Raw genomic sequence first — 22,864 nt, 5'->3', positions numbered from 1 at the left:
AGCTACGCTTTTGAGATTTTTTGTAAGGCGAAGCGAGCTCTGCGAGCTGAGCGACATTATCCTTACAATCAATCATTTTTGTAAGGAGAGGTGAGCTCCGCGAACCGAACGACCTTATCCTTACAAAACAATTTATGCCCGAAGGTAAAACCTTCAGCCTAAACCGCAATATAAACTTGCAGTTAGATTTGGTGGAGCCAGGCGGGATCGAACCGCCGACCTCCTGCATGCCATGCAGGCGCTCTCCCAGCTGAGCTATGGCCCCGTTGTGTCATAGTCACTATTGTGTGACTGTTCCGTGACAGCGGGGCGCATTCTAGGCATCCACCCCATTTATGTCAACGGTTTTTTTATGAATTTTCTCTGTTTGCTATAAAAGTAAGCGCTTTGTCGATTCTCTCGCCAACTTTCTCTTTTGACAGCAAATTAAGGGTTACATCTAAAGACGGAGAATTGCCACTTCCGGTGGTAGCAACACGCAATGGCATCCCTACTTTACCCATACCCACTTCTAATTCTTCAGCTGTTGCATTAATAGCAGCCTGAATATTTTCCGGCTCCCACGCTTCAATAGCCATCAACTTCTCTTTTACTCGCTCTAGCGGCCCTCGTGCTACTGGGCGTAAATGCTTTTTGGCAGCGTTAGCATCAAATTCTTCATAATCTTGATAAAAGTAAGTAGAGATCTCAGCAAGTTCTTTTAACGTTTTTACTCTGTCAGCTTGAATAGCAATAACAGACTCGAGTGCAGGCCCCGCAGTTAAATCTATGTCTAAGCCATCAAAGTGCCATTTTAAGTGTGTGGCCACTTCACTGGCTGGTAGACTTTTAATGTAGTGCTGGTTCAACCAAATTAATTTTTCAGTATTAAATGCAGAAGCCGACTGGCCAATTGCATCTAAACTGAATAACTCAATCATTTCATCAAGAGTGAATATCTCTTGGTCACCATGTGACCACCCTAGCCTAACTAAATAATTCAGTACCGCTTGAGGCAAGAAGCCATCATCACGGTATTGCATAACACTTACTGCACCATGACGTTTCGACAACTTTTTACCGTCATCGCCTAAAATCATAGATACGTGAGCGTATTCGGGTACAGGTGCACCTAATGCTTGCAGAATATTAATTTGACGGGGCGTGTTATTGATATGGTCTTCACCACGCACAACGTGTGTGATGCCCATATCCCAATCGTCTACTACAACGCAAAAATTGTAAGTTGGCGTGCCGTCGGTGCGCTGAATGATTAAGTCATCCAATTCACTATTGTTAATTTCGATTTTACCGCGTACGTGGTCGGTAATAACAACCGTGCCCTCTAATGGCGTTTTAAAGCGAATAACAAAAGGTTCGCCTTCTGGGTGATCGGTACGATCACGCCATGTGCCAGGATAACGAGGTTTTTCGCCACGCTCTTTTTGCGCTTCACGAATAGCATCCAATTCTTCTGCACTCATAAAGCACTTATACGCTTTACCTTCGTCTAACAATTGTTGGATAAGGTCTTTATATCGGTCGAAACGATCGGTTTGATAGATAGGACCGGTGTCCCAAGTCAAACCAAGCCATTGCATGCCATCTAAAATTGCTTGCTTTGCTTCTTCTGTAGAACGTTCAATATCTGTATCTTCTATACGAAGTACAAATTCTCCGCCATTGTTTTTAGCAAGTAGCCAAGAATATAAAGCGGTGCGGGCGCCACCAACGTGAAGGTAGCCAGTAGGGCTTGGTGCAAATCGTGTTACAACCGACATGATAAAAACTCTCTATCTTTATTAGATTGTGAAATTGCGCGCATTCTACCAGTCTCCGCTTCACGACAAAAGCAGCACGATGCATTTGCTTGGTATATAGCTACCAATAGAAACTTATATTTATGCTTTAATGAAGTCTTGTTTGATAGCATGGCGTCGCATCACGCTTACAATTTCATCAATTCAGATAAAAAAAGCCCAAAATGTTCACTTTTCAGGCATACAGTCATTTTTCTTTCATTTTATTATTGACAGTATGAGAACCGACTCTATAATACCGCCCCACTTGCTTAGGCAAGATAATAAACAAGATGGACGCTTAGCTCAGTTGGGAGAGCATCGCCCTTACAAGGCGAGGGTCACTGGTTCAAGCCCAGTAGCGTCCACCACTTTTTTTGAAAGTGTACTGCGAGAGTCACTGGTTCAACAACTTCGTTGCGATAACTTCGTTACGAACCATAGCAGACATCCACCACTTTTTGCTTCAAATCTGATATATCGGACGCTTAGCTCAGTTGGGAGAGCATCGCCCTTACAAGGCGAGGGTCACTGGTTCAAGCCCAGTAGCGTCCACCATCTTTCTTATTTTCATACAATAAAATATCACTGGTTCAACAACTTCGTTGCGAACCACAGCAGTCGTCCACCACTCTCTTTATCTTTATAAAATCAAAAATCACTGGTTCAATAACTTCGTTACGAGCCACAGCAGACGTCCACCACTCTCTTTATCTTTATAAAATCAAAAACCACTGGTTCAATAACTTCGTTACGAGCCACAGCAGCGCCCACCATCTCTCTTTATCTTTATACAATCAAAAATCACTGGTTCAACAACTTCGTTGCGATAACTTCGTTACGATAACTTCGTTAGGAACCACAGCAGACGTCCACCACTCTTTCAAAAGAAAACTCATTTCCCCTGCCCTCTAGCTGTTTTTCATGCCGTGCACCGCAATCTTTAGGACACTATTTAACAATGGTGATAAGTTAATTCTTCTACTAAACTCCTACTAGGTTGTTTACACGAGTAAGCATTGACGCATATACGAGGTTGTAATGAACCTACAGTTGGCAAGACAAACCCGTTTATTAATAGCGGAAGATCAGGCTTTGGCAAAAAGCCATATGAAATATGCTTTGGAGCAACTTGGTTTCCAACATATCGATTATGTAGACCGTGCTGCGTACGCCCTTACCTCACTGCGCACTCGGCAGTACGATGTCATTGTTTGTGCTTATGACTTAAGGCAAGAACAAGGCGGCTATAATTTATTTGAGCAGCTGAAAACCGAAAAGATTATTCCTCTTACTACCGGTTTTATTTTTACTAGTGCCGATACTGCCATTGATGTTGTCCATGCAATAATCGAGATGCAACCTGACGAATTCTTAGCAAAACCATTTTCCGTTAACGAACTAGATAAACGACTTAGTAAAGTCGTCACCCGTAAAAAAATGTTTCACGATGTCTATCGTTACATGGATGAGCAGAATCCTGAGCAGGCACTTAAAGAATTAGAGTTTATTTTAGTTGAGCCTAAGAACGCTGAACACTTCCCGTTAGCCCTAAAAACGAAGGGTGACTTGTTGCTATTGAATAGACAGTTTGAAAACGCGAAGCTCTTTTACCAATCAATCATCAATATTCAAAATTTTACTTGGGCAAAGCTTGGCCTCGTTCAATGTTACATTCACCTAGATGAATTTGATGATGCAGAACGAGACCTTATTCAGCTAGCGCTACAACCTGAAAGTATGCTGAGCGCATATGATTTGTTAGCAGAGCTGCAAATTAAGTTAGAAGCGTATGATGAAGCGCTGGAATGTGTGAATGTGGCCAGCGACATTTCACCTCGAAATGTGATGCGTCATATTACTGCAGTGCAACTTGCTAGGCTAACCCACGACTATGAAGGGCAATTTAACAGCGCAAAAAAAGTGGTTCGTTTCGGTAAGAATTCAGTGCACGACACCCCTGAGATGTACTTGTCTGTTGCCAGAGCGGGTATTGATTTTGCGATGACGGCAGAAACCTCGCAAACAAACAAAATTATCAAGCAATCCAATGAATATCTGCGCCAATTAAAAAGCGCCTACCCAAAGGTGAATCTTGACCACCAACTGCAAGTTATTAGCGCACGAATTCACTATCTAAAAGATGAAAACGATAAAGCAAAAGATCTGCTTGATGCCTTAGATATTGATAACCTGGAAGAACAGTCTGTCGAAACGCTACTTGATTCCGCAAAAGCGTTTCACGATTTAGGATTAAGAGGGAGCGCTCTCAAATTACTCGATAAAGCGACGTTACGGCAAAAAGAGTTGGATGCACCAAACAGTTTACTTAGCCGTTATATCAACCAAGAAGTTGAAGAGAAAACAGCAATATCAATAAGCCCTAAAAACCTCAATGACGTGGCGGTAGTGCAGTATAAGCGTGGCGAACTGGCAAAATCTTACAAAACCTTCGAGCAAGCATTTAGGGTTATGCCCCGAAACCCTGCCATTGCGTTAAACCTTCTGCAAGCGTCGGCAATGCGACGCTCTCGTGAAGGTAAAGCGGAAGGCAATATGAACGCGGTAATGAAGAGGTGCCGCTTTACGCTGGAAAGTGCTTCTCTATCTGAAGAACAAAGTCAGCGCTACGAAACGGTTAAAGGGCTATTAGATCAGGTGGTGTAAACCACAACCTTCTCTTGATAAAGATTATCTTTATATTCAATTTCGTGGCTAAAGGTCATGCCTATTTTTTCCATCACTTTGATTGAATTTAAATTTTCAGGTTTTGCCATAGCACAAAATTTGTCGATACCAATTTGATACAGGGCATCTTTCACTTGCATCGCTGCTTCTGTGGCATATCCCTTCCCCCAACTGGCTTGTTTGAAACGCCAGCCAAGTTCAATATTATCAATCTCAGGATTTTTAGTGAAAAAGCCAAAAGGCCGAACTAAAACCCAGCCAATATCCTCTTCACTTTCTTTTTCTTGCACTCGCCATAATCCCCAGCCAAGGGCTGGATTTGAATATGCTTGAAAGCGTGGTACGAAGGTGTTGGTAATATCTTCACGAGATGTTTTCTGACCGTCACTGATAAATCGCATTACTTCCTCATCTTGATCAAGCTCCCACAGGAACTCTACATCAGCGTCGGTGATATAATGGAAAGACAGGCGCGCGCTATCTTCAATAAACATAGATTTCCCTTTCCAATCATTATTACAAGCAACTTTATACTGCTGCTTTCGTATTTTTTGGCGCAACGAACGTAAATTTAGCCACCTAACATAGCTAAGTGCTTCGTTGCTCCAGTATTACCTTCATGCAAAAAGTGCGTTGCATGCTTCTCACCTAAGCACTCAACTAAAAACTGTTGTAGTCCTACTACATCTTGGTCGGCTAATAGGTGTCGCATATCAATACCGTGCTCACTAAATAAGCACAAATGTAATTTACCATTGGCGGCAACGCGAAGTCGATTACAACTTTTACAAAAATCTTTGCTGTACGGCATGATAAGACCAATTTTACCGGCATAGTCAGGATGAAAGAATTCCTGTGCAGGGCCAGCATCTTTTCGTCTAACCATGGGTTGCCATCCGGCATCTATAAGCGTTTGCTTAAGTGGGGTTCCACCTTGATGCTGCGCTTTAAAGAAATGAGTAGTATCGCCGGTTTCCATCAACTCAATAAACCGCAATGTGACAGGCATCGTTTTCAGCCAATCAAGGAAGCGATTCAATCGTGCATCAGAAAAATCATTTAGCAGCACCGAATTTACTTTTACATCAAGACCAGCCTCAACCGCAGCGTCCAGCCCGGCTAACACTTGCTTTAATTTGTCTTGCCCTGTAATTGCCGCAAACTGCCTGGGATCTAAGCTATCTATGCTGACATTCACTTGGTGTAAACCCGCCTGTTTCCACGCGGCAGCATGTTCAGCCATACGACCACCATGGGTGGTCATGGCCACTCGCTTTATGCCGGGAGTATTTGCCGTTGCACTTAAAATATCGAGAAAGTCGCGGCGAAGTGTTGGCTCACCGCCAGTAAGGCGGACTTTTGACGTACCCAGCCCTGAAAAGGCACTCAATAGCGTGTTGATTTCGCCTAAGGAAAGAAAATGCTCACTGGAAGGACCTTGGTAGCCGTCAGGCAAACAATACTGACAGCGAAAATTACACGCCTCCGTTACCGATAAACGCAAATAATGGAATTGTCGCCCAAAGCTATCTTCTAACAAATTTTCTCCCTTTAGGGGTACGTAAAACAAATAATGTGATTAAATAGACTATGATGTCTTTTCGCCAGTTTACGCGGCTGCAAATAAGAATGAAATGTTTGATAACGCATAAATTAGAACGTTTTATCGTACCGTTAACTTATTTCTCTTAAATAAATATAACGGTTCACCGTAAACAATGTAGTTTAAAGTTCGTTAATCTATCACAATTCACCTTTATGCAGGGGCTTTCCTTCCTGCCTTCCGTTAACGTCTTCGTTTTACACCGTCACAAATATGCAGTGAGAACAATATTACACCATGCGAAAAAATCGATTTCCGCTAAACGAAAATGAGCCTATCAAATGGCAAGTGCTCAAGCAGTTGTGGCCTTACCTTCTTGAGTTCAAAGGTAGGGTAGCATTAGCGTTACTGTGCTTAGTCGCCGCTAAACTTGCCAGCATTGGTCTACCCTATGTACTCAAATACACGGTAGATAGTTTAAATGGGGATGTGGAAGCACTGGCCATTGCCGTACCTATCAGCTTAATTATTGCGTACGGCGCACTTAGGCTCACCAATGTTTTACTTGGCGAAGTACGAGACACCTTATTCGGACGTGTCACCGAACGCGCTATGCGCCGGCTAGGTTTAAAGGTATTTAATCATCTGCACAATCTAGATTTAGGCTTTCATTTAAACCGCAGAACGGGCGGCTTATCAAGAGATATTGAACGTGGCACAAATGGCGTAAGTTTCTTAATGCGGTTTATGGTGTTTAACATCGTGCCTACCCTTTTAGAGATTGGCTTAGTCGTGATATTGCTATTGATTCAGTTTGGCTGGTCGTTTGCGATGATCATTGTGGTCAGTGTCATCAGCTATGTCATGTTTTCGATGAAAGCTACCGATTGGCGCACGCGATTTGTGCAGCAAATGAATGAAGCTGACTCCACCACCAACTCACGCGCGGTAGACAGCTTACTTAACTTTGAAACCGTAAAGTATTTCAACAATGAGCGCTTCGAAGCAAATCGATACGATACAGATTTAGCTGGCTGGGAAAAAGCCAGGCGTAAAAATCGGTTATCACTGTTTGCCTTAAATGGCGGACAGGCCAGCATTATTGCCCTAGCAATGACAGCCATGATGGCGAATGCAGCTTATGGCGTAATGGAAGGCGAGATGACCATTGGTGATTTCGTGCTAATTAACGCCTTCACCATGCAAATATTTATGCCTCTCAATTTCTTGGGCTTTGTGTATCGGGAAATCCGTGGCTCGCTAGCGAACATTCAAAACTTGTTTTCCCTGCTATCCCAAAAACCCGCAATTGAAGATAAACCCAATGCTACCCACCTCTCAGCAAAACAGGCGAGCATACGTTTTAGTAACGTTCAATTTCACTATCAGCAAGCACGGCCTATTTTAAAAGGAATCAGCTTCGAGGTGCCATCAGGCGCCAAGATTGCTGTGGTTGGCGAAAGTGGTGCTGGAAAATCCACCATCATGAAGTTGCTGTTTCGTTTTTACGACCCCACCGAGGGTGGCATTTTCATAAACGGGCAGGATATTCGCGAACTTAGCCAACACAGTTTACGAAGCCATATCGGTATTGTTCCTCAAGATACCGTGTTGTTTAATACATCCTTGGTAGAAAATATCCGTTACGGCAACCCTGATGCTAGCGACGAAGAAGTTACTCATGCTATTAAGCTTGCGCATTTAACCCAATTTGTTGAAAGCTTGCCAGACGGACTAGACACAACAGTAGGCGAACGTGGGCTAAAACTCTCTGGCGGCGAAAAACAGCGAGTTGCCATCGCTCGTGCGCTATTAAAAGGTGCGCCAATAATGATATTCGATGAAGCGACCTCTTCGTTAGACAGTCAATCTGAGCAAGCGATATTAGGCGCGCTGCGAGACGCCGCAAAGGGGCATACTAGCTTGGTTATTGCCCATAGGCTGTCTACTATCGTCGATGCCGATACCATCTTAGTGTTAAGCAAGGGCATGATTGCCGAACATGGCACCCACGAGACTCTTTTAGCACAACAAGGTATATACAATCGGCTGTGGGCTACTCAGCAGCGAGATTCAAATCATGAAGAAATGGGCCAATGAATACTAAAGAAGTGATGCGGCTTGAGGCTCTTACCGAATGTACCCATCCAGTATATTCGACATTCATATTCAAACCGTGAACACTAGTGCATATACCTGTTCATCGCAGACGAGAATATTGACACCTTGTAGGCACTCTAACAACCTAACGACATTAAAGTAATTTTGAGCAATATGGATCCAGAAGCAATAAAAAGTGCAATCAACCAAACCATGCCATTCGGAAAGTATGCAGGACGACGCCTGTTTCACCTACCAGAACCTTATTTAGTTTGGTTTAACAAACAAGGTTTTCCCGAAGGAAAGCTGGGGCAGCAACTCGCGCTCATGTACGAAATTAAACTAAATGGATTAGAGTCAGTTGTTGAGCCTCTACTTAATGACGACTAGCCATGTTCGCTCGCCCAAGAAAGCAAAAACGTGAGGCTATCGATCAACGAATATTGCGCCTGCACACAGGCATTGCTAAAAAAGTCGTTGCACAACCTTCACTCATAACTAACGTTCAAGCAACGTTAGAGGCTCGTTATGAAAGTGGCATGATGCGTTACGGTAGCTATATGTTATGGCAAGGGATTGTAGAAACTATTCATAAACCTGAGGTATTTACAGCGCTGCTACTCGCCGAAGATGAACGTACAGCAAGCCTTAGGCGGGAAACCATATTTACGGGAATTTTGACCGAAGCTGAGCGAGCAGAAGTTCTTAAAGATTAAGTAAACATAAGAAACATTAAAAAAGGCTAAATCGATAGTCGATTTAGCCTTTTTAGTATGACGCCTTACCACTACATCGATAAGGCTTTCATTCAACTAGGCGTTGCGTAAATGGTCTGCCACTAAGAACGCCATTTCAAGTACTTGATCGGCGTTTAAACGCGGATCGCACTGGGTTTTATACGCTTGCGCTAAGTCTTCATCACTAATTTCATATGCACCGCCAGTACACTCAGTCACGTGTTGGCCAGTCATCTCAAGGTGAATACCACCAGCATGTGTGCCTTCATCGCTATGTGCTTGGAAGAACTGTTTAATCTCACGCAAAATGGCATCAAAATTACGAGTTTTGTAACCGCTTGATGCAGAGAACGTATTTCCGTGCATGGGGTCTGAACTCCATACTACGTGTCTACCTTCTGCTTTAACGCGGCGCAATAAGCGAGGTAAATTATCAGCTAAGTTATCAGCCCCCATACGGGTAATAAGGGTCAATCTACCTGGATCGTTATTCGGGTTAAGCGCATCAATCAAACGAATAAGTTCGTCTTCTTGCATGCTAGGCCCAACTTTCACACCAATAGGGTTGTGAATACCGCGGAAGAACTCAATATGGGCATGGTCTAGCTGACGGGTACGCTCACCAATCCAAATCATGTGCGCAGAGCAATCGTAAGGCTTACCCGTTAGCGTATCAATTCGCGTGAGGGCTTGTTCATAGTTAAGCAGTAATGCTTCATGCGACGTAAACAATGACGTTTCGTGCAATGTAGGGCTAGATTGGGAATTAATACCAATCACATCCATGAACGATAACGTATCTTGAATACGCACGGCCATATCATGATAGCGCTCTTTAAGCGGGTTGTTTTCAACAAATGCCATATTCCAACGATTTACTTCATGAAGGTCGGCTAAGCCACCTTGAGAAAAAGCGCGAAGTAAATTAAGCGTCGATGCACTGCGGTGGTACGCCTCAATCAAACGGTTCGGATCGGGGCGGCGAGCCGCTTCGTTAAACTCGAAACTATTAATGATATCGCCGCGGTAGCTTGGCAATGTAACACCATCACGGGTTTCGAAGTTTGATGAACGAGGCTTAGCATATTGACCCGCCATGCGAGCCACTTTTGTAACTGGACACCGACCTGCAAAGGTTAAAACAATGGCCATCTGAAGCAATACTTTAAAGGTATCGCGAATTTTTGGCGCATTAAATTCGTCAAACGATTCGGCGCAGTCACCGCCTTGAAGCAGAAAGCCTTTACCTAAACTAACCTCACCAAGTTGACGGCGAAGATCACGGGCTTCAGCGGCAAAAACCAGCGGTGGATATGTACTTAGCGTGTGCTCTACTTGTTTAAGTTGTGCCGCATCATCGTACTCTGGTTGTTGAAGGATAGGTTTTTGCCTCCAACTGTCTACTTGCCAATTACTCAAGGGGTTCTCCTGATTTAAGTGTTTTTACGTTTAGGCAAACGTTAATCTCGTTGTATGAGCGCTTATCTGTATGCGCGCCATTTTACCACATTTGATCTAATACAATAGGTGCGCAAACTTGAATATCTAGAAAGTCGTCGCGCTTATTCACTGCAAAATGACAATCAAAGGTATGTTCTAGGTTTTTAACCGACAATACCGACTCGGGTAAACCGAAACTTACGCTAGTACCCAACTTCATGAGCAGCATTTTATAACTATAGTTTGCGCTTAATGAAATGTCATGACTGCTTAGCACTAAGGTATTCCCTTTATTGCATAAGGCTTGAAACAGCGCCATCAATGCGTATTGATGGCGAATATCTACCCCTTGCAAGGGTTCATCTAACAATAAAAGCGCTTCCCCCCGCTTAATGGCAGGCCAAACTTGCAGCAGTGCACGGCAAATTTCAACGCGCTGACGCTCTCCACCTGAAAGTCGGTTTAAGGGCGTTTGATAAAAACCCGTTACTTCCAGTGTGGCCTCTAACAAACTGGGAAGTTCGAACGCCTGCTCACTTGAAAAAAACGAAAGGTATTCTCTTACTGATACCGCAAATACAGCTTCACTTTGCTGTGCTAATAAGGTTCTAAATGTTGCCAATGCACTTAGAGGCCATTGAGGTAGGGGTTGTTTTAGCAGTAAAGCCTCGCCATGTTCAGCGGGTAATACGCCTGCCATTATCGATAAAAGGGTAGATTTTCCAGCACCATTCGGCCCTAAAATATGGACGCAATCACCTTTATTGATATCAAGGGTGATATTCGTTAAACGCTTGTTCACGTTAATATTGCGCAATGAAATAACTGGGCTCATCGAAGCTGCCCTTTAAGTAATGCCCAAATGAGTAAAGGGCCACCGAGGGTGGCAGTGATCATCGATACCGGCAGGGTTATCGCACGCGTAAGTTCAGACATGAGCACCACAACAAGTAATAAACTGGCGCCACATAACGCGCTTGCTGGTAACAGTATTCTATTGTCATGGCCAAGAATAAGCCGAAGAATGTGGGGCACTAACAGCCCAACAAAGGCAATAGCACCCGCAATAGACACCGCCGCCCCTACCCCCACGGCGGTAGCAATAAGACTACGTTCGGTAAGTCGTTGCACATTCACGCCGCTACTTAACGCGGCTAAATCTCCAGCATACAGGCGATTGAATTTTGCAGATTGGCGTATTTGATACCATAAACTACCAACAATTAGTGGGCCGCTTAGCCATAAAATAGGCCACGTGGTTTGATAGACACTTCCCATCAGCCAAAACGTTAAATTACGCAATGATTGGGCATCACTAAACATGTACAACCAAGCAATAACTGCCCCACTCAAGGTAGAGATAGCAATACCCGATAAAATAACAGCAACCGCAGAACCCAGAAGTTTTCTAGCAAGACGATAAATAACAAACGTTGTTATTAGCGCACCAATAAAGCAGCCTAAAGGTAGTATGTAATGAAGATAAGGCTGTGCCCACAAAGGAGTAAGTAACAACAGGGATGCAGCCACTAGGCTGGCGCCGCTAGTGATACCAATAACACCTGGGTCTGCCAACGGATTGCGCAATACTATTTGAAGAGTGGCACCACTGACTGCTAATACACTACCTACTAAGATAGCGGTAATGATAAGCGGAATTTGAAGCTGTAGTGTGATGTGTTGTTTTAATGCCGTGGGTGAATCGGTTAGCCACACCGTGGCTAACACACCAACGGTTAGCAAGAAGGTAACACTACAAAGTAGGAAGGTGGCAGCCCTTCCCTTTAACACAGTGTGCATATCTAGCTCTGTTGAATATGTGCAATTAGCCCGTCAGAGGCCTCTTCAATTAAATCTAACACTAATTCAAAGCCCCGCTTTCCGCCATAATAAGGGTCGGGAACTTCTTTATCTTCACTGTTAGCGAAGTCTAAGAACAAGTGAATTTTTTCGTGGTGTTCAGGCGGCGACATTTCACGCAAATTGTCTAAGTTGCTATTATCCATCGCCAGAATGTAGTCGTACTTTTCGAAGTCTTTGTCATCTACCCGTCTACACTTTAAGCCTTTAAAGCTATAACCACGCTCTACGCCAACTGCTTGCGAGCGTTTATCGGGTTGTTTGCCAATGTGATACCCATGGGTTCCTGCAGAGCCTACGTCTAGTTTTAAACCAGCTCGAGCGGCCTTAGCAAGAAACACAGCTTCGGCCGTAGGTGAGCGGCAAATGTTACCCAAGCAAACGAATAACACCGATGTGTTCTGACCCATATAAAAATTCCTTTAAAACCAATAACGGCACTAAGCTAAACTTTATGTTAACTTTCACGTAAATAACGCCGTTTAAAAAAATTGTGGAGCAGTAATGACCGCACATGTATTAATGTTAAGTAGTTCTCGTCAGGGCGACGAAGCGTACCTTGAACATGCGAGAAGCCTTATTCTTGCACACTTAGGTGGCATTCGCGACCTACTATTTATTCCCTACGCAGCAGTGACACAAAGCTACGATAACTATGTCTCAGCTGTCGCAACAGCCCTGCCAGAATGTAATGTGACAGGGATTCATACCTTTGATCACCCTGTAAAGGTTATCAATAATGCAAAGGCAAATAATCAAGCCATTGTAGTAGGCGGCGGAAATACCTTCCATTTGATGCATACTATATACCAACAAAACTTATTGGAACCACTTCAGCACGCCATTGCTGAAGGCACGCCATATATTGGCTGGAGTGCGGGCTCAAATATTTGTGGGCAAAGCATTCGAACAACCAATGATATGCCAATTGTTGAGCCAGAAAGCTTTAATGCGCTCAATGTAGTTCCTTTTCAGTTGAATCCGCACTACAGCGATTATCACCCGCCGGGGCACAATGGTGAAACACGTGATCAGCGATTGGCTGAATTTACGGTGCTAAACCCCACCACACCCGTGGTAGCCATTCGTGAAGGTACCGCTCTTTCTTTGTCTAAGCAGCAATTAACACTGGTGGGTGAGAAAGGCGGGTTTATATTTTTAGGTAACGAAAAGCGCCCAATCGCGCCAAATGAAAATTTAACAGAGCTTTTGAATAGCAGTTTGTAGCGCTTCGGTACTTGGCGCGCTTGAAAATGGCACTTCCAGCAGCAGCGGTGCTGGCATAACGTTTTTAAGCGTAGCCAAATTGTCATCATATCTAGACATACAACCGGTGATATCGTTAGCTACCCAACCTACAATATTAAGCCCGTCATTTTGAATTGCTTGCGCGGTAAGTAATGCATGGTTTAAACAGCCCAGCTTCATACCCACCACTAAAATCACGTCCATTTTTAAGTCGCTAACCACATCTGAAAGAAACAGCGTATCGGTTAACGGTAATCGCCAACCTCCCGCTCCTTCCATCAACAAAAGATCTGGAGTCTCTTGTTGCAGGCGAACTAGCCCTTCAACCACAGCTTCACTGGTTAATGTTACGCCCGCCTCTTTTGCAGCTATGTGCGGCGCAATCGGCGGAACAAACGTAATAGGATTGATAGTACTAATAGGCAGTTTAATACTACTTGATTGCTGAATTTCAGATGCGTCTTCGTTTACCCAGTCGTTTCCCACTTTTTCACAGCCTGCCGAAATAGGTTTATAACCTAAGCTCGTTTTTTGCGCGCTTTCAGCGGCTTTTAGTAGATGGCAAGTAACGTAGGTTTTACCTACTTCGGTATCGGTTCCGGTAATGAAATACTGCTTCATGGTTTCTCTAGTCTGAAATGACACACTTTGTAAGTAAGAGGTAGCACGCCATCGACAGCGCTAATATTTTTATAGGCCAACGACAATTTCTTAATATCACTACGTGACAGCGATTGCTGTTTAGCGCCCGTAGCCCCCGCCCCTACGTTTTTAATTGAACGAAGTAAAGAAAGTACATCTTGGTGCTCATCAACATAATCTTTATTAATAAGACGGCTAACCCGCAGCCCAGCCCCAAGAAACGAATTAAGCCACAACCTAGCTTCGGGCAAACGTGTTACCGCAGCAGGTAGTTGGGCAACACTTCTCGCTTTTTGAAGCTCAGAAAAAGAACCACTCACCATAATGGCAATTTCCGCCATGCCCGATGGCTTAAGTACGCGGTAAAGTTCGCTAGCCACTGCTTGCGGGCTGTTACACCACTGCAATGCCATAGAGGAGAATACCGTACTAAAGCAGCTATTTTGAAATGGTAGAGACTGTGCCGACCCCTGCTTGAAATTAACATCAGGGAAGCGGGCTTGTGCTCTGTGTACCATGCCTGGTGCAATATCTACCCCGGTGACGTTAGCGCCACGTTGCTGAAGTTCGTCACTATGGGCTCCCGTTGCACAGCCAATATCAAGTAAGTCGCCTTTTAAAGAAATAGGTAAGTTGTTTAACCCTGCCTGCGCAATTTCGCACTGAATATGCGCTTCGTTATCGTACTTATTTGCGGCTTTTGAAAATTGCTTCGCGATCACCGCTTCACTGATCCCGCTTTCAGATTGTGAGTCTAATAAACCATCGGAGTGACTAGCAGCATGCACTGCAACTGCGCCCTGTTGGCAAAGCGGTTGAGATAAATCTTGTTTAAGCGGCTGTGGCGCTTGTTTAGCTAAAGATTGCGGGCTCATGATATCGACTCCATCGCAAGGGCAATAGCATCAACAAGTACGTCTATATCTTGCTGGGTATGAGTAGCGCTTAGTGTAATGCGCAATCGGTCTTCCCCTTTTGGTACGGTAGGGTAGCGAATAGCAGGTATCCATATGCCTCGGGCTTTTAGCGCATCACTCAATGCTAACGCACGCTCAGGGCTACCTACAATAATAGGTTGGATTGCACTATGTGAATTAGCCAAGACTAAATCATGATGGGTATTTGACGAAGCTTTGATTGACGAAGCTTTGATTGACGAAGCGTTGTTCGATGACGCTTTGAGTATGTGTCCATTTTCGTCTTCGCTGTCATCATTGCTACAACGTGCACTCCCGATTTGGGTACTAAACCGTTCACGAAAATACGCGATATTGTGATTCAAGGCATCGGTTCGACTTGAATCAGCGGCAATATGGGTTAACGAATATAATGTTGCTACTGCTTGGGCCGGTGGCATGGCAGTGGAATAGACATAATGCTTGGCAAAATTGACTAGGTAATCAATGAGCGCCTGGCTTCCAGCTATAAACGCACCTGCGGTTCCTACGGCTTTACCGAAGGTGCCCATCACGATAGGAACATCGGTTTGAGACAACGCCTGCGCTTCAACGCTGCCCAGCCCGTTTTCACCTAATACACCCATACCATGGGCATCGTCTACCATTAGCCATGCTTTGTTTTGCTTTGCTATACCCGCCATATCACGAAGGGGGGCGCTGTCGCCGTCCATACTGAATACACCTTCAGTGACGACTAACTTGTCACTGTTACTTGTGGTATCAACCTTTTCTAATAAATTGGATAGGTGAGCTAAATCGTTATGCCTAAAGCGACGCAGCTTGGCTTTGGTTGCCATAGCACCTTCAAGGAAGGAGGCATGCATAAGCCGATCGGCAAAAATTTCACCGGAATGTTTAATGCCGGCTGCGGCACTTGGGGTTTGATTACTAGCACTTTTATTACTAGCGCTTTGATTATGAGCACCACTAAATAGCGCCATACATAATGCTTGGTTAGCCGCAAAACCCGAATTAAACAACAACGCAGCGTCTCGATTTAAACCGTCGGCAATGTACGCCTCAAGAGCCAAATGTGCTTGGGTATGGCCCGTTACCAGGGGCGAAGCACCGCTGCCACCACCAAATTGTGCCAAGCCTTCTACCCAGCTTTGCAACACGCCTTCGTGTTGCCGCATGCCAAGGTAATCGTTACTGGCAAAATTTAAATAGTGCTCACCATCAATACAGATAATGTTGTCTTTTTCGTATTGCTGGCATACCCGCTTGCGCAGGTAACCTCGCTGAGCCCGCTCACTTAAGCGGGCTTCAAGCCAATCGAAGGCCATTATGCCTCCGCGGGCTGCTGTTTTTGTTTACGCGGTGCGCTAGCGTCGTAAAATAAATCGCTAGCATCAGAACCTTGTTCTTGTTGCTGCGCAATTTCTTCTTCTAAGACTTGCTGATGTGCTTCATCAGAAAAATCGCGAGTACGTTCGGTGTTTATACCTAACTTCTTAAACAAGATAACGTCTTCGTGGGTGTCAGGGTTAGACGTAGTCAGCAACTTACAACCGTAGAAAATAGAGTTCGCACCGGCCATAAAGCATAGCGCTTGCATCTGTTCATTCATGGCTTCACGGCCTGCTGATAAACGCACATGAGATTTAGGCATCATGATACGGGCTACCGCGATGGTGCGGATAAACTCAAAATAATCTAAATCTTCTAAACTGGCTAGTGGCGTACCTTTTACTTTAACCAACATGTTAATTGGCACACTTTGCGGCTGTTCCGGCAAGTTCGCTAATTGAATCAGTAAACTGGCTCTGTCGCCCGCGGTTTCGCCCATACCCACAATACCGCCAGAACACACATTCATGCCTGCCGCGCGTACGTTTTCAAGGGTGTTTAGTCTGTCTTGATAGGTACGAGTGGTAATGATATCACCGTAGTATTCAGGCGAGGTATCAAGGTTGTGGTTGTAATAATCTAGACCAGCCTGTTTAAGCGCTACCGCTTGGTCGCGGGTTAACATGCCAAGGGTCATGCAGGTTTCAAGGCCAAGTTGTTTAACCTCTTCCACCATTTTTACAATATAAGGCATATCTCTGTCACGTGGGTTACGCCATGCAGCACCCATGCAAAAACGAGTAGAGCCTACTTGCTTGGCTTCTTTTGCTCGTTCAATCACTTTTTCGATTTCAAGCAAACGCTCTTTTTCTAAGCCAGTATCGTAACGCGCGCTTTGCGGACAGTATTTACAATCTTCCGGGCATGCACCGGTTTTAATCGACAACAAGGTGCTTACTTGTACTTCGTTTGGATTGAAGTGTTGTCTGTGAACTACCTGCGCTTGAAACAGCAAGTCGTTAAATGGCAAGGCATATAACGCCTCTACTTCGGCTTGTGACCAATCGTGACGAATTGTATTATTTTGCGCGTCAGGCGCTGAAGCCAGAGTCATTGACTGTCCTTTACTAATTAAGAATGCTAGCTTAGTCTATGCTCCAAACACGAGTTGTCAACTCTAACCATTTCAAAAGCTTTACTAACGGTTGAATTTTGAACAATATAGATTTTGATAAGAAACACATTTGGCACCCTTATACGTCAGCAACCAACCCCTTGCCTTGCTATGAAGTGGTTGGCGCTAAAGGAGCAGAGCTTGCGCTTTCAACGGGCGACGTTTTAGTAGATGGCATGTCGAGTTGGTGGGCGGCCATTCACGGTTACAACCACCCTGTATTAAACCAAGCGGCCCACAGCCAAATAGATGCTTTTTCCCATGTGATGTTTGGCGGTATTACCCACCAGCCAGCGGTCGACCTATGTCGCACGCTTCTAGAAATGGTGCCTGATGGTCTTGAACGGGTCTTTTTAGCCGACTCCGGCTCGGTCTCGGTAGAAGTGGCTATCAAAATGGCCATTCAATACTGGGCGTGCCAAGGCCGCCCTGAAAAATCACGCATCGTGGCACCGCGTAATGGTTATCATGGCGATACGTTTGCGGCCATGTCGGTATGCGATCCGGTAAACGGCATGCACAGCTTATTTGAGAGTGTATTAAGCAAACAACTATTTGCCCCAGCCCCACAAACCCGTTTCGGCCAGACGTTCAGTGAAGACGACATTTTACCTTTAGCCGAGCTGTTCGAAAATCATCATCATGAAATGGCAGCGCTTATTCTTGAGCCCGTAGTTCAAGGTGCGGGCGGTATGCGTATTTATCACCCTGAATATTTAAAACGCTGCCGCCAACTCTGCGACAACTACGACGTGCTACTTATCTGTGATGAAATCGCTACGGGATTTGGGCGAACAGGCAAGCTATTCGCCTGTGAACATGCCGGCATTTCGCCAGACATTATGTGTTTAGGAAAAGCTATTACTGGCGGTTACATGACCCTAGCGGCCACCCTATGTACTGAAGATGTAGCGTTGGGTGTTTGCCAAGGCTCCCCCGGTGTATTCATGCATGGACCTACTTATATGGGTAACCCATTGGCTTGCGCCGTGGCAAACGCCAGCTTGGCACTTATTAATGAAAATCACTGGCAGCAACAAATCCCCGCCATTGAGAAACAATTACACACTGAACTGTCAAAATGTGCCAATCTGCCTACGGTAGCCGATTTAAGAGTGCTAGGCGCAATAGGTGTTATTGAAACCGTTCACCCTGTTAACGTGGCCGATATTCAGCGTCATTTTGTAAAACAAGGTGTGTGGATACGGCCTTTTGGTAAGCTGGTATACATTATGCCTCCGTACATCATTAGCCCAGACCAGCTGAGCAAACTCACCCATGCTATTTACACTTATTTAAGCCGGACAGTAAGGTGACTTATAAGGTTAAAAAACAAGGCAAAAAATAGGGGTGAAAATTAAGGGGTGCGATGACTGGTCTAATAAAATTTATATGCTTTTAATTGCTGAAAAATAACTTTAGGTCAGTCATTTATATGTTCATACGCGTTGTCGATAAAATCGTTTTTGCCACTCTGTTTGTTGCCGCATTGCAAGTGCCTATTTTAGCCGATCACTATAGACAGTATTTAAGCGGCTATTACGATGCAACCCGCGAAGAAGTGTCGGCCATGTCGGCATTAGCAACGCAGCATGGCTATGCATCAGTGGGGGCAATGTTAAATGCACTAAGGCAAAACAGTGAAGCTGTGGTGAGGGCAGATGCAGAACGTAAATCGGCGCTTTACACCAAGCTAAGCCATATAGAGCAAGGGGTCAAGACCCTTGAGTACGGGCATTATTATGAAAAAGCCTGGTATATGGTCTCCCCTTCAAACGCGCCTACGCTGCAAAAGGTGTTGGGTAATTTCAGCCCGTCGGTGCCGCTTACGCCATCTTCCATTATTTTCAGTTTTATTACTGCTTTGCTAGTTAATTTATTATTGTGGAGCCCTTACCTTTGCTACTGCCAAGTTAGGCACTTGAAGCACAAACCGCGGCACGCCAGCTATCGCTAACGCACTTTTTGCGCTGCCTATTTCCCTATCTATTTCCCTGTCTATTTCTCCTACTTTTTTCTTCTAAAATGCACTTTGAGTAAATTCTATGCAAATTTGGCACTCTCCATGCAACAACCTTATTACGAGTTTTATTGTTTCAGCATAAACAAACTATGCCAATTACAAAAAACGCAATTATTTTAGTTAGTTAAATAGTAAGGAAGAATCATAATGCCTACTGACGCACAATTACTTATTGGGAAAGTGTTGCAAATAAAAGACAAAATTAGTGCAAAACGTCATTGCATCCCTAACGAGTTACAGACTGAATGGAACGCACTTGATAAGAAAACAGCCTGCTTCGAAAGCACAGCCATTTTTAAATCTGCGGTGAAAGGTCAACATACCAGCAAGCAACTTGCCTACTCTGGTTCAGTTAAGGAATTATCAGGTTTAGTTAGCCGCTTGAACGCGCTAAATGAAGAAGTTACGATTGCGCAGGTTAAGCACTAACAAAGGCGCTGCTATTTTCTAACTCAAGCTTCTCAAACAAAGGTTCTCAAACAAAGGCTTTTAGGCTCTACCTTAGTTTTTGTTTCTTAGTGTTGTGAAAACAACTGCGCCTTTTATTATTGAAGCAATCTTGGCTATTGGGCATACCTTTGTAGCTACATAAGGCTTTAGAAATTAGTACTTAATATACCGGTTATTTACGTAGCAGCTTTTGTAGACAATAGCACTAACGTACGCACTTTGCGTGTACCGTAACTGGCTAAGCGAACAAAGTCGTCTCTTGCCACCGGAATGTGTTGAAATTCAACACGCTGACTTTCGTTTTGACTATTGCCTTCGTCAGCATCGGGATCGTGCAAGTAAAAGCATTGTTCATCGTAACTGGTAATAGCCACCCAATGTGGTGCTTTTTTCTTATCAAATGCATAGGTGCTTATTAAGCACACCACTGCTTTACCAGCATCTAGGGCCTGTTCTATAACATCAACCCGCCACTCTTCAGTAGCAATAGCCATATTGCTTTTTTGTGCTTGAAGCAAAAAGTCAGCTTCTACTTGCCCAACAATATGCTTTTTATGCTCACTTCTTACGCCATCTACAAACAATGGCAAAGGCTGGTTAATCAGAACTTCTGCCGTAAACCCTTCCAATTGTGCCGCTAGCGCCAATCCAATAGGGTGGCAACCGCCATGACCTGACGTCATAAATATTGTGGTCGCCGTACGCCAAATCGCCAATTCTTTTTGCTGGTTCATTCCATAGTTATTTTGCAACGAACACATGGCCATCATCAGTGCCGATGGCCCACAGGTAAATTCAGTCGTTTGCTGATACCAAGGGTATATAGCGTGAGACATGGCTTTCGATGTCACCAGTACCTTCTGCATACGCAAGGCATTTGAATGATCGTCGTAGTAATCAACGTACATACCGAACTGTTTAAAGCCTAGCCGTTGGTAAAGTGAAATAGCGTCCTTATTGTCTGCAGACACTTCCAGGCGCATAAAGCGCTTTCCCCTGGCTAACGCCTGCTCCCCTAGTCTCGCTATCAACTTTTCAGCGATTCCTAAACCACGGGCTTCGGGCAACACCGCAATGGAATACAACCGAGTAAGTTGTGTTCCTCTGCGCAGCAACAGTAATCCATAACCCGCTAGAGTAACTCCTTGTGCGGTGTGATGCTCGGCAATATAAAATTCAGCATGTTTGGCCGTAACGTAAAAACGAAAACGACGGACATTCAGCTTATCGCTTTTAAAGCATGTGTTTTCGATGTGTTGTATTTGTTTCACATCATCTAACGTAGCTTTTCTCAATTTAACATTGTTCGCAGCATTCTTTTCAGCTTCATCCCCACCTTTATATTCAGGCAAAAGTTTATTGTATTCAGAAGCAAGTGCACTGTTCATGCTTATCGTCCTCGCCGCTCTAGTCTGTTCGCAAATTCTTGCATAATCAACTCATACAAGGCTTTGCCTAAATACTTATCTTCCACCCCAGCATCTATGCTCGGGTTGTCGTTTACTTCAATCACGTATACCTGATTGCCTGAATGCTTGATGTCTACACCGTATAAACCATCACCCACAACCTTTGCTGCTTTAATTGCTGCCTGCAATACCGGCTTAGGTACTTCAAAGGTTGGCATAGTAGTAAAGCCACCGGATGAAAAACGCTCGCCTTGATGGTGATAAATTTGCCAATGATTTCGCGCCATAAAATACTGACACGCGTAAATCGGCTTACCGCCCAACATACCAATACGCCAATCAAACTCGGTAAAAATATATTCTTGAACCAGTACTAAGGCAGATTCTGCTAACATCTCGACTAATCGGGCTTTTAACACATCGCGGCTTTCTGCTTTGTGAACCCCCCTTGAAAACGAACTTTCTGGCAACTTCAATACCAAAGGTAAGCCGAATTCTTCAATAAGCTTATCGCAGGTTTCATCATCTGAATTCGACACAAAGGTGGCTTTCGGTGCCGGTACTTTTTGATAAGTAAACGCATCTTGTAAAAACACTTTATTGCAACAGCGCAATATAGACTGGGTATCATCCATCACTATCACCCCTTCTCGCTCAGCCGCTCTGGCTAAACGGTAGGTATGATGGTCTATCGCCGTAGTTTCACGAATAAATAACGCATCATAGTGCCCCAAATCTTCAGGCGACAAACGTGAAACCACATCAGCTCTAAAACCCACCTTCTCAGCCGCTTTTACAAAGTGACGAATGGCTCTTTCATCGCTAGGAGGCGTCGACTCATCAGGGTTAACTAAAATAGCCATGTCCCAACGAGTGCGCTTACTTACTTTAGAAGCACGCCACTGTTTCGTAGTGTAGTTTTCTAACTGTGCAATACACTGTTGCTGTTGTTTACTGTCTAGCGCGGTAAACGGCTTCGCAGCAATATCAGCAAAGCCAACCACATTATGTTTACCACTTACTTTTTTACCTTCCTTTTTGTCTGCACGGGAATCAGATACCGACAGGGTAAGTAGCAAAATTGGACACGGATATTTTTCAAACGCTTGACGGGCGACACGCTTGAAACGCTGATCTTTAACTTCACCAAAAAGTACTAATAAAGGTGCAGTAGGAATGTCAATTTCATCCACGGGTAGCGACAATGCAAAAGGCAGCCTATCCACACTGCGTGCTTCTGCTAGTCGTAGGTCGTTAATGGTATTTACACCGGGCAATACTAAATGGTTACGTGCCTGCGCTAGCAATGAACAATAGTACCCTTGGCTTAAATAGCGGGTAGTATCACACAGGTTTATCACCCGTATTTTTGGTTCATTAAGTTTCGGAAACTCCGCCAAGTAATCTTGAAAAGTAAGTACCGATAACGCTGTTTCGCTAAATGGCGCAACATCGTCAGCCACAATCAACGTATTGTGCATGTAATTCGCTTCTAAATAATATTAAGTAAGTTACAATTCGAG

The 22,864-nt window shown here is 44.4% G+C and carries 21 protein-coding genes and 3 tRNA genes; 10 read left to right on the top strand and 14 right to left on the bottom strand.

Annotated features, from left to right (window positions below; genetic code table 11):
- Positions 1–189: 189 nt before the first annotated feature.
- Together AAC006_RS12475 and gltX are read right to left on the bottom strand one after the other, a co-directional pair.
- A tRNA-Ala gene (locus tag AAC006_RS12475) sits at positions 190–265 on the bottom strand.
- Between the two features lie 85 nt (positions 266–350).
- On the bottom strand, positions 351–1,760 hold the full coding sequence (gltX, locus tag AAC006_RS12470; RefSeq protein ID WP_126873946.1) for a glutamate--tRNA ligase: 1,410 nt from the start codon (positions 1,758–1,760) through the stop codon (positions 351–353).
- Positions 1,761–2,073: 313 nt separating this feature from the next.
- On the opposite strand from gltX, the gene AAC006_RS12465 reads away from it, so the two are divergent.
- The 3 genes from AAC006_RS12465 to AAC006_RS12455 all read left to right on the top strand — a co-directional run bounded on the left by AAC006_RS12465 (position 2,074) and on the right by AAC006_RS12455 (position 4,445).
- A tRNA-Val gene (locus AAC006_RS12465) sits at positions 2,074–2,149 on the top strand.
- Positions 2,150–2,260: 111 nt separating this feature from the next.
- A tRNA-Val gene (locus AAC006_RS12460) sits at positions 2,261–2,336 on the top strand.
- Positions 2,337–2,819: 483 nt separating this feature from the next.
- Complete coding sequence (locus AAC006_RS12455) at positions 2,820–4,445, top strand: response regulator (RefSeq protein WP_126873947.1); 1,626 nt, start codon at positions 2,820–2,822, stop codon at positions 4,443–4,445.
- On the opposite strand, the gene AAC006_RS12450 is transcribed toward AAC006_RS12455, so the two are convergent.
- A complete protein-coding gene (locus AAC006_RS12450; RefSeq protein ID WP_041452953.1) occupies positions 4,433–4,960 on the bottom strand; it encodes a GNAT family N-acetyltransferase in 528 nt (175 codons plus the stop codon). The genes AAC006_RS12455 and AAC006_RS12450 overlap by 13 nt on opposite strands.
- Before the next feature lie 77 nt (positions 4,961–5,037).
- Positions 5,038–6,006, bottom strand: a complete 969-nt coding sequence (moaA, locus tag AAC006_RS12445) for a GTP 3',8-cyclase MoaA (RefSeq protein WP_013784806.1) — start codon at positions 6,004–6,006, stop codon at positions 5,038–5,040.
- Between the two features lie 300 nt (positions 6,007–6,306).
- Between moaA and AAC006_RS12440 the strand changes: the two genes are divergently transcribed.
- From AAC006_RS12440 to AAC006_RS12430, 3 genes are all read left to right on the top strand, one after another.
- Positions 6,307–8,109, top strand: a complete 1,803-nt coding sequence (locus AAC006_RS12440; protein ID WP_013784807.1) for an ABC transporter ATP-binding protein/permease — start codon at positions 6,307–6,309, stop codon at positions 8,107–8,109.
- 174 nt (positions 8,110–8,283) lie between these two features.
- Positions 8,284–8,499 (top strand): DUF3820 family protein, encoded by a 216-nt coding sequence (locus AAC006_RS12435; protein WP_013784808.1) that lies wholly within the window; start codon positions 8,284–8,286, stop codon positions 8,497–8,499.
- A gap of 2 nt (positions 8,500–8,501) precedes the next feature.
- Positions 8,502–8,825 carry a hypothetical protein gene (locus AAC006_RS12430; protein ID WP_126873948.1) on the top strand — a complete coding sequence of 108 codons (324 nt, stop codon included), beginning with the start codon at positions 8,502–8,504 and terminating at the stop codon, positions 8,823–8,825.
- Positions 8,826–8,921: 96 nt separating this feature from the next.
- On the opposite strand, the gene AAC006_RS12425 is transcribed toward AAC006_RS12430, so the two are convergent.
- The 4 genes from AAC006_RS12425 to AAC006_RS12410 all read right to left on the bottom strand — a co-directional run bounded on the left by AAC006_RS12425 (position 8,922) and on the right by AAC006_RS12410 (position 12,556).
- Positions 8,922–10,265 carry a 3-deoxy-7-phosphoheptulonate synthase class II gene (locus AAC006_RS12425; protein WP_013784810.1) on the bottom strand — a complete coding sequence of 448 codons (1,344 nt, stop codon included), beginning with the start codon at positions 10,263–10,265 and terminating at the stop codon, positions 8,922–8,924.
- An 82-nt stretch (positions 10,266–10,347) separates the two neighbouring features.
- Positions 10,348–11,121 carry an ATP-binding cassette domain-containing protein gene (locus AAC006_RS12420; protein ID WP_013784811.1) on the bottom strand — a complete coding sequence of 258 codons (774 nt, stop codon included), beginning with the start codon at positions 11,119–11,121 and terminating at the stop codon, positions 10,348–10,350.
- Positions 11,118–12,086, bottom strand: a complete 969-nt coding sequence (locus AAC006_RS12415) for an iron chelate uptake ABC transporter family permease subunit (RefSeq protein ID WP_288388740.1) — start codon at positions 12,084–12,086, stop codon at positions 11,118–11,120. Before AAC006_RS12415 ends, AAC006_RS12420 begins: the two co-directional genes overlap by 4 nt.
- 2 nt (positions 12,087–12,088) lie before the next feature.
- Positions 12,089–12,556, bottom strand: a complete 468-nt coding sequence (locus AAC006_RS12410) for a low molecular weight protein-tyrosine-phosphatase (protein WP_013784813.1) — start codon at positions 12,554–12,556, stop codon at positions 12,089–12,091.
- Between the two features lie 94 nt (positions 12,557–12,650).
- Here AAC006_RS12410 and pepE point away from each other — a divergent pair, with 94 nt between their 5' ends.
- Positions 12,651–13,373 (top strand): dipeptidase PepE, encoded by a 723-nt coding sequence (pepE, locus tag AAC006_RS12405; RefSeq protein WP_013784814.1) that lies wholly within the window; start codon positions 12,651–12,653, stop codon positions 13,371–13,373.
- Here pepE and bioD read toward each other — a convergent pair.
- The 4 genes from bioD to bioB are packed head-to-tail and all read right to left on the bottom strand — an operon-like array spanning position 13,344 to position 17,399.
- A complete protein-coding gene (bioD, locus tag AAC006_RS12400; protein WP_288388741.1) occupies positions 13,344–14,015 on the bottom strand; it encodes a dethiobiotin synthase in 672 nt (223 codons plus the stop codon). The two genes, pepE and bioD, sit on opposite strands and share 30 nt — an antisense overlap.
- A complete protein-coding gene (locus AAC006_RS12395; RefSeq protein ID WP_013784816.1) occupies positions 14,012–14,911 on the bottom strand; it encodes a methyltransferase domain-containing protein in 900 nt (299 codons plus the stop codon). The genes bioD and AAC006_RS12395 overlap by 4 nt, the downstream gene beginning before the upstream one ends.
- Positions 14,908–16,281, bottom strand: a complete 1,374-nt coding sequence (locus AAC006_RS12390) for an 8-amino-7-oxononanoate synthase (RefSeq protein WP_288388742.1) — start codon at positions 16,279–16,281, stop codon at positions 14,908–14,910. The genes AAC006_RS12395 and AAC006_RS12390 overlap by 4 nt, the downstream gene beginning before the upstream one ends.
- A complete protein-coding gene (gene bioB, locus AAC006_RS12385) occupies positions 16,281–17,399 on the bottom strand; it encodes a biotin synthase BioB (protein ID WP_013784818.1) in 1,119 nt (372 codons plus the stop codon). Before bioB ends, AAC006_RS12390 begins: the two co-directional genes overlap by 1 nt.
- A gap of 98 nt (positions 17,400–17,497) precedes the next feature.
- Between bioB and bioA the strand changes: the two genes are divergently transcribed.
- The 3 genes from bioA (at position 17,498) to AAC006_RS12370 (ending at position 19,911) form a co-directional block, all read left to right on the top strand.
- Positions 17,498–18,775, top strand: a complete 1,278-nt coding sequence (bioA, locus tag AAC006_RS12380; protein WP_126873953.1) for an adenosylmethionine--8-amino-7-oxononanoate transaminase — start codon at positions 17,498–17,500, stop codon at positions 18,773–18,775.
- A gap of 119 nt (positions 18,776–18,894) precedes the next feature.
- Positions 18,895–19,416 (top strand): DUF2937 family protein, encoded by a 522-nt coding sequence (locus AAC006_RS12375; RefSeq protein ID WP_126873954.1) that lies wholly within the window; start codon positions 18,895–18,897, stop codon positions 19,414–19,416.
- 213 nt (positions 19,417–19,629) lie between these two features.
- The gene (locus tag AAC006_RS12370; protein WP_013784821.1) at positions 19,630–19,911 is read left to right on the top strand and encodes a hypothetical protein; all 282 of its coding nucleotides are present in this window, start codon (positions 19,630–19,632) and stop codon (positions 19,909–19,911) included.
- A 197-nt stretch (positions 19,912–20,108) separates the two neighbouring features.
- Here the strand turns inward: AAC006_RS12370 and AAC006_RS12365 are convergent, their stop codons facing one another.
- Entirely contained in the window at positions 20,109–21,320 is a 1,212-nt protein-coding gene (locus tag AAC006_RS12365) for a GNAT family N-acetyltransferase/peptidase C39 family protein (RefSeq protein WP_339891511.1), read from the bottom strand.
- Positions 21,321–21,322: 2 nt separating this feature from the next.
- Positions 21,323–22,822 (bottom strand): RimK family protein, encoded by a 1,500-nt coding sequence (locus tag AAC006_RS12360; protein ID WP_339891509.1) that lies wholly within the window; start codon positions 22,820–22,822, stop codon positions 21,323–21,325.
- Between the last annotated feature and the right edge of the window lie 42 nt (positions 22,823–22,864).

This window comes from uncultured Alteromonas sp. (assembly GCF_963976965.1).
Lineage (GTDB): Bacteria > Pseudomonadota > Gammaproteobacteria > Enterobacterales > Alteromonadaceae > Alteromonas > Alteromonas naphthalenivorans.
The sequence above is the reverse complement of the archived record's forward strand: the minus strand, read 5'-3'. Positions and strand labels throughout refer to the sequence as shown.